The 6921-nt window shown below is 59.7% G+C and carries 7 protein-coding genes; 6 read left to right on the top strand and 1 reads right to left on the bottom strand.

Features of this window, described 5'->3' with window-relative positions; genetic code table 11:
- From ACEW8G_RS09370 to ACEW8G_RS09345, 6 genes are all read left to right on the top strand, one after another.
- Positions 1-2084: DNA methyltransferase (locus tag ACEW8G_RS09370; protein ID WP_373488160.1), on the top strand; the 2084-nt coding region annotated here is incomplete at its 5' end.
- Positions 2085-2102: 18 nt separating this feature from the next.
- Positions 2103-2567: a hypothetical protein gene (locus ACEW8G_RS09365; protein ID WP_373488159.1), complete on the top strand. Its 465-nt coding sequence runs from the start codon at positions 2103-2105 to the stop codon at positions 2565-2567.
- 49 nt (positions 2568-2616) lie between these two features.
- Complete coding sequence (locus ACEW8G_RS09360) at positions 2617-3198, top strand: hypothetical protein (RefSeq protein ID WP_373488158.1); 582 nt, start codon at positions 2617-2619, stop codon at positions 3196-3198.
- 196 nt (positions 3199-3394) lie between these two features.
- The gene (locus ACEW8G_RS09355; protein WP_373488157.1) at positions 3395-4036 is read left to right on the top strand and encodes a hypothetical protein; all 642 of its coding nucleotides are present in this window, start codon (positions 3395-3397) and stop codon (positions 4034-4036) included.
- Positions 4037-4440: 404 nt separating this feature from the next.
- Entirely contained in the window at positions 4441-5343 is a 903-nt protein-coding gene (locus ACEW8G_RS09350; protein WP_373488156.1) for a nuclease-related domain-containing protein, read from the top strand.
- Between the two features lie 757 nt (positions 5344-6100).
- Positions 6101-6739 (top strand): DUF1294 domain-containing protein, encoded by a 639-nt coding sequence (locus tag ACEW8G_RS09345; protein ID WP_373488155.1) that lies wholly within the window; start codon positions 6101-6103, stop codon positions 6737-6739.
- On the opposite strand, the gene ACEW8G_RS09340 is transcribed toward ACEW8G_RS09345, so the two are convergent.
- Positions 6736-6921, bottom strand: a 186-nt coding sequence (locus ACEW8G_RS09340) for a hypothetical protein (protein WP_373488154.1), incomplete at its 5' end; no start/stop codon positions are given. The two genes, ACEW8G_RS09345 and ACEW8G_RS09340, sit on opposite strands and share 4 nt — an antisense overlap.

Raw genomic sequence — 6921 nt, 5'->3', positions numbered from 1 at the left:
TCGGCTACCTGCAATGGCACTTCCGCACCCGCGGCAACGTCAAGCCGCCGATCCCGGTGATCCGCGATTTCCGCAACATCGAGAACCGCGACGCGGTGCTGGCGCACGACGGCATGGAGTACGTGCTGGACGAAGCCGGCGTGCCGATTACGCGCTGGGATGGCGAAACGATGAAGCTCTCGCCGGTGACAGGCGAGAAGATTCCGGACGAGACCGCGCGCAAGCCGGTGGAGCGGTATCTGAATCCGCGCAAGGCGGCGTGGCCGCAGGCGGATTTTGTGGTGGGGAATCCACCGTTTATTGGCAACAAGCGGATGCGCACTGCGTTGGGGGATGGCTACGTTGAGGCGTTGCGTGGTGCTTGGCTAGATGTGCCGGAAACATCAGATTTCGTCATGTACTGGTGGCATCACGCAGCACAACTGACTGGCCATGGCGCATTGCTGCGCTTCGGTTTCATCACCACAAACTCTATCGGCATGACCTTCAATCGTCGCGTCGTTGGAGCGCATCTCTCTGACAGGAAGAGTCCAATCAATCTCGCTTTTGCCGTGCCGGATCACCCGTGGGTCGATTCAACAGACGGGGCAGCAGTCCGTATCAGCATGACGGTGGGTGAAAAAAAGCTTCGTGCACAGGGTTCGACAGGTCGACTCGCGCACGTATTAGACGAACGCCCGGGCGAGGAACTTGAGATGTCGGTGGATATGGCTGAGAACAAGGGCCTCATTCATGCCGACCTATCTGTAGGCGCAAATGTCGCAGCAGCACCACGACTGAAGGCAAACCAAGGGGTGTCCTTCATGGGCGTGATTCTGGTGGGAGGCGGATTCATCGTCGAAGCTGGTGATTCACTAGTGACGGATGAGTCTGGCGCTCTACGGCGATACATCAATGGGCGGGACTTAGTCCAGACAACGCGAAATGTCTGGGTTATCGACTTTTACGGGCTTGAGGAAGCCGAGGCTCGGAGTCGATTCCCGGGCGCCTATCAACGTGTGCACGACAGAGTGCTGCCCGAACGTCTTCAAGTGAAGCGGGAATCGCACCGTCGCGACTGGTGGCTTTTTGGCGAGAAGCGCCCTGCTATGCGGGAGGCCTTGGCTGGATTGCAGCGGTTTATCGGAACAACCGAAACCGCCAAATTTCGAACGTTCGTTTTCATCGAAGCTCAATTCCTCCCTGATCAGAAGGTGCGAGTTATTGCCGACGACCGCGGGGAGACGCTTGGCGTTCTATCTTCCGCCGCGCATGAGCGATGGGCTTCGGCGACGGGTGCGCGGATGGGAGTTGGAAACGATCTCGTTTACAACAATACATCCTGTTTCGAGCCATTTCCTTTCCCCGTCCCGAGCCGCAACCAAGAGGAACAGATCGGTAACCTAGCCGAACACCTAGACACTCATCGCAAACGCCAACAAGCCGGCCACCCCGGTCTCACCCTGACCGGCATGTACAACGCGCTCGACAAACTCCGCAGCGGCGAGCCCCTCACCGCCAAGGAACGCGTGATCCACGAGCAGGGCTTGGTTTCCGTCATGCGCCAGCTCCACGACGACCTGGACGTCGCCGTCCTCGACGCCTACGGCTGGTCCGACCTGCTGCCGCTGCTCCGCGTGGCCCATGGCAACGATGCGTCCGCCGAAGGCCAGACCCGCGACGACGCCAAGCGCGCCTTCGACGAAGCCATCCTCGAACGCCTGGTCGCCCTCAACGCAGAACGCGCCGCCGAAGAAGCCCGCGGCCACATCCGCTGGCTGCGCCCCGAGTTCCAGAACCCGCAATCCGGGGTCGCACCGCAGCAAGCGGAACTGCACACCGGAAGTACCGAAGACGACACTCCCGCCACACCCGCGCCCACAATAGCCCAGCCGATCCCCTGGCCGAAGAACACCGTGGAGCAAGTCCGCGCCGTCGCCGATCTACTGTCTGCAAGTCCCGTCCCGCTCTCACTTAACGAAATTGGCAACAGTTTTACTGCACGCGGACCGTGGAGGAAGCGGCTGCCACAGTTGGTGGAGATGTTGGTGGCGCTGGGGCGAGCGGAAATGCGGGAGGGTGGGGTTGTGGGGATGGGGCGGTGAGCCCAAATGTGAGGCGCGATGAAGCATCCCGAGGGGGTGTCGGTCCTGATTTTTCAAAGAATGGGAGGAGGTTTGAAAGCACTTGTTATTCCGATGATTGCTCTAGTCATGATGCTGATCGCCACTTTGCCGCTAGTGATATTCGGCCATGCAAGCAAACTTGGAATCGGGCTTCGCCTCAATTCGGGATTGATCTGCCTGTGGGCACTCAGCAAATTCGGCTCCCAATTCAATGAACCCGGCGGCAAGGCGGGGGCGTTCATGGCGTTTTTCGCAGTTGCATATTCTTACGTGTTTTTGTTCCAGACAATGAAGAGGAAAGGCTTGCCAATAGTCGAAACTGCACTTGGATGCCTTGTGTTCGCATGGGTAAATGAAGCCCTGCAATCACCTCCGCTCGCGATGAGTTTTGCGGTTGCAAGCATCGTTGCCCTATACGTATGGTTCACGAAGAAGCACCCAGTAGTTAGCACCAGAAATTAGGCCGATGTCCGTGTACTGATCCACCTTATTAACTCAAACAGGGGCCGTAATGAATCCTAGCCAGAAGAAGCAGTGTCACGTCATCATCCATTCCCACGCCGTTGCGGCGGCCGCGGGAAACGCCGTGCCCGTACCGGGCCTGGGAATTGCGGCCGACCTGGTAGCGATGACCAGCATGGCGATGAGTTTGTGCGCCGTATTTGGCGGCAATATCAAAGAGGAGGCAGCCAAGACGTTGGCCATTGCAGCGATTAAGAACACCATGCTGAAGCAGCCGATTCGCACGTTGGCGAAGGAGTTATCAAAGCTTGTGCCCGGCTTGGGTCAAATCGTTGCGCCGAGCATTACCGTCGTCATGTTGGAAGCCGCTGGCTGGGTACTCGCAGAAGAACTCGAGCAGACCCACAGCGAAAGAAAGGCCAAGCGACGGACGTCGGATGAGTCGGCCAGCAGTAGCAGGAAGATCACACCAACTGCCGCGGCAAAGCGAGTGTCAGCGAAGAAGGCGGTAGCCAGAAACGGTGCGGCCCGAAAAGTGCCAGCTCTATCAAGTGAGACGGCTAAGAAGGCTGTCAAGAAGCCCGCGAAGAAGGCCGTCAAGAAAGCAGCCAAGAAATCTAAGGCTTCCTAATGGAGAAGCGTCTGGCTTAGTTGGTGGAGTGCTCGTCGCTGCCTCGACAGGGCGGAGAGGCGGGAGGGCGGGGTGCGGTTGGGCGGTAATTAGGAAATCGAATCAGGAAAGACAAATGACGGCCCGCGGACAAATGGTTGTCTCCGCCAGTGAGTCTTATCTAAACGTGATTTTGCAATATCAAAAGGCGCACATAATGAAACTGAAGTCTCTATTTATCGCAACGCTCGTGCTTTTTCTCGCTGCGTGCGCAACCGTTTACACCGCACAGGACTTCGCGCAGCACCAGACGCGACACAAGACGGTGGCAATCATGCCGTTCCGCGTCTCCATCGATCTCAAGAAACTGCCGGAGGGCGTGACTTCGGAGCAGATGCGCCGCGCGGAGGTTGACGAGGCCTATCTGTTCCAGAAGCAGCTCTACAACCAGTTGCTGGTTCAATACGCGAAGCAGCGCTACACGGTCTCGTTCCAGGACATCGACAAAACCAATGTCCTGCTTGAGCGTGCTGGCATCAAGTACGAGAACCTGTCCAGCTCGACCAAGGACGAACTTGCGAAAATCCTGGGTGTTGATTCGGTCATCTCCGGACAGATCAGGCGCGAGAAGCCGATGAGTACCGGTGCCGCTATCTTCTCAACCGTGTTCCTCGGCTTTTCCTCCACCAACAAGGTCAACGTGAATATGGCCATCCACGACGGCGCAACCGCACAATTGATCTGGAGCTATGACCACGAAGTCGCCGGCGGTCTTGGCAGTTCGGCAGAAGGTTTGGCGAAGTCGCTGATGTCGAGTATTTCCAAGAAGTTCCCGTACAACAGGAAGAACGTGCAGTAAGGGCTAGGGCCGGGGCGAGTGGGTGATCCGAACGTGACGCCACCGCCCCTGCTCACCTAACTTCAACGAAATCCCGGGTCAGAGTCCACCTAGCTGATCGAAAAGAGATAAGACCAAAAGATCTACTTACCTCAGGCGATCCGAATTCGTGCCCCAAATGGACTACATCCTGACCAATGAAGCAATGCCCGGCATCGTTACGATCGGGCTGACCACCGATAGCGTGGAGACCCGGCTATCTAGGTCGAACTGCCACAGCGGCGTATCGCTTCCGTTTGAGTGCTAGTTCGCGGCCGAAGTCGACTCGTGCAGCCGAGGAACCGGGGGTCAGAGTGGACTTTCGGAGAAGCGCTGGAGTCAGGTTCGTATACCGAGCGACAAACAAGAAAAGATAGGCGAACGACATGGAAGCCCTGCTAAAAACTCTCCTGCCATCGATCATCCTGCTGACGTTGGTATTTGTTCCCGTGGTTGTGGTTCTCGTCGTGGTGCTGCTCGCCAAACGGAAGGAACGGCGTGATTCGCGGCGGTCACCACTGAGCGATAAGTTGTTGCATCAGGCCGGAGCGCAAGCACGGAAGCGGGCCGACGATCTCGGCGATGACCTCATGGAACGCATGATGCAACTCATGCTGATTGGCCCCATGGCGATGCTTGTCATCCTGCTTCCTCGCGTCAATTGGAGCCGGTTGCAGTTTGGATGGGTGAGTTGGCTGGTGCTCGTCGGCTCCGCAGGGTGGGTCGCATGGTTGGTGCGCGGCATCCTCCGAATTCGCAGTGAACGCCGCAAGTGGCAGGAAGGCATGCGTGCGGAGATCGCTGTCGCCCAGCAGCTTGATCGGCTGCAAGCGCTGGATTGCTTTGTCGTGCACGATATTCCGGCAGGTGCTTTCAATATCGACCACGTGGTCGTGGCAGCACATGCGGTGTTTGCGGTGGAGACAAAATCCCGCCGCAAGCCGGGGCAGGGCAAGGACTCGGCAAAGGTTGGCTACGACGGTAAGGCTTTGCAGTTCCCGGGCTGGCAGGAGACGCGGCCGTTGGAACAGGCTCGGGCGCAGGCGGACTGGCTTGCAAAGTACCTGCGCGGTGAAACCGGCGAAGGCGTGCCAGTGAAGCCGGTGGTGTGCCTGCCAGGTTGGTTCGTCACCTTGGGCAAGGACGTGCATAGAAGCGATGTTCGCGTCATCAACCCCAAGATGAGCAGCCTGTTCATTGACTCTGGTAGCCAGCCCAGGCTTTCGGAAGCGCAGCGCAACCGGATCCTGCACGCTTTGCAGAAGTGTTATCCGGAATCCATCGAATAAGGGCTGCATGTCGGAAGAGAGCGCAGCCGATTTGACCCGGTGTGTAGCGTGGTCTGCGGGAACCGCTGCAGACCTCAAGGAAAGTTAAAAGGGAACAGTCATGGATGACTTCAGCAGGAGCTCCGATCGGCCGCCATCTCACAGCCGCCGGATGGCCACGCGGTCCTCTAGGTGGCCTTGGCTCGCAGTCGCCGCCGTTGCCGCACTCCTGTTCGTCCTGACAATACGTGCGCTGCTGGACCGAACAGCCGGGACAGCGGGCCCCTCATCGCAACACGTTACGCAGCCCGCGGACCCATACCCGCCAGCGCAGGGAAGCTCTGACGATCACTACATGGAGCCGCTCCCGGTGCCGATGGTGTACCGCTGCGTGGACCGCGCGAACGGCGTTTCATTCCAGTCCCAGCCTTGCGGCCCGGGCCAGCGCACAACGCGCGCAATTCCCGCGCCACCAGAGCCAGAACCCGTGCGGCCAAGGCAGCCAAGCCGGGCGAATGTCTCCGCCCCGGAAAGCTACAGTTCCTCCTGGGCCCCGGGAAATGACGAGCGCGCGAGACGCAGGGCGCAATGCGCCAATGCCCGCCAGGATCGCGAGGAGACTCTGCGGCGCATTGGCCTGAGACGTACCTACGACCTGCTGCAGCGGCTTGATACTGTGGTGAATGAGGCGTGCAAGGGGCTGTAGGTTGCGCATGATTTGGGGCAAGCCGAGTCGGCAATCGCGGCTTACGCCGCTCCTACAGGACTGCGAGTGCACATGAGACAAGCCGGCCGCATCACCACCTGGAACGACGACAAGGGCTTCGGCTTTCTCACGCCAGTCGATGGCGGCAGCCGGGTGTTCGTCCACATCAAGGCGTTCCAGGCGGCCACGCGCAGGCCCGTGGAAGGAGACCTGATGTCCTACGCCGCGTCGGTGGATGCCAAAGGCCGCGTCAATGCGTCGGAGGTGCGCTTTGCCGGACAACGCATCCCGCCACCGCCAAGACTACGCGTTGCCAGGGGCCGCAAGCCGCCCATGCGCATTCCACGAATTGCCATCGGCATCGGCTTTCTGCTGCTGGCCTTGGTCCTGATGGTGATGGGCATGGTCCCGGCGCTCGTGTCTCTGGCGTATCTACTGATGAGCACGGTGTCCTACATCGCCTACGTGCTGGACAAGGATGCCGCTGGCAAGCCACGGCGGCAGCGCACGCCCGAGGCCACCTTGCACATGCTGGATTTGCTGGGCGGCTGGCCCGGTGCGCTGATCGCGCAGCAGCAGTCGCGCCACAAGACGATCAAGGCGTCGTTCCAGGCGGTGTTCTGGTTCGCCGTGCTGGGCAACCTTGCGGGCGTTGCGTGGCTGGTGCGCAGCGGGGTGGCGGAGGCGGTGACGAGGATAGTGCTGGGCTAAGCGGGCAACACACCCGGCGCCGGCACGGCCAATTCCACGAGCTCGGCGGTCCATGCCTCGGAACAGGTGCGGATCTGGTCGGCCAGGTAGTCGCTGTGGCGATCCTGCGCGGGGAGTGCCGAATTCGTGGTGGCCGCTTCGATCAGCGCGGCGCGCCAGGCGGCCAGTAATTCAACCGGGTC

This window comes from Blastomonas sp. (assembly GCF_041747255.1).
Classification (GTDB): Bacteria; Pseudomonadota; Alphaproteobacteria; order Sphingomonadales; family Sphingomonadaceae; genus Blastomonas.
Note: the sequence above shows the minus strand (reverse complement) of the source record. Positions and strands in the feature narration are given on the sequence as shown.

What these genes read in the sequence shown, in the direction of transcription:
- ACEW8G_RS09365 (WP_373488159.1), top strand. Translation starts at nt 2,103, where the DNA reads ATGAAGCATCCCGAGGGGGTGTCGGTCCTGATTTTTCAAAGAATGGGA.
- ACEW8G_RS09360 (WP_373488158.1), top strand. Translation starts at nt 2,617, where the DNA reads ATGAATCCTAGCCAGAAGAAGCAGTGTCACGTCATCATCCATTCCCAC.
- ACEW8G_RS09355 (WP_373488157.1), top strand. Translation starts at nt 3,395, where the DNA reads ATGAAACTGAAGTCTCTATTTATCGCAACGCTCGTGCTTTTTCTCGCT.
- ACEW8G_RS09350 (WP_373488156.1), top strand. Translation starts at nt 4,441, where the DNA reads ATGGAAGCCCTGCTAAAAACTCTCCTGCCATCGATCATCCTGCTGACG.
- ACEW8G_RS09345 (WP_373488155.1), top strand. Translation starts at nt 6,101, where the DNA reads ATGAGACAAGCCGGCCGCATCACCACCTGGAACGACGACAAGGGCTTC.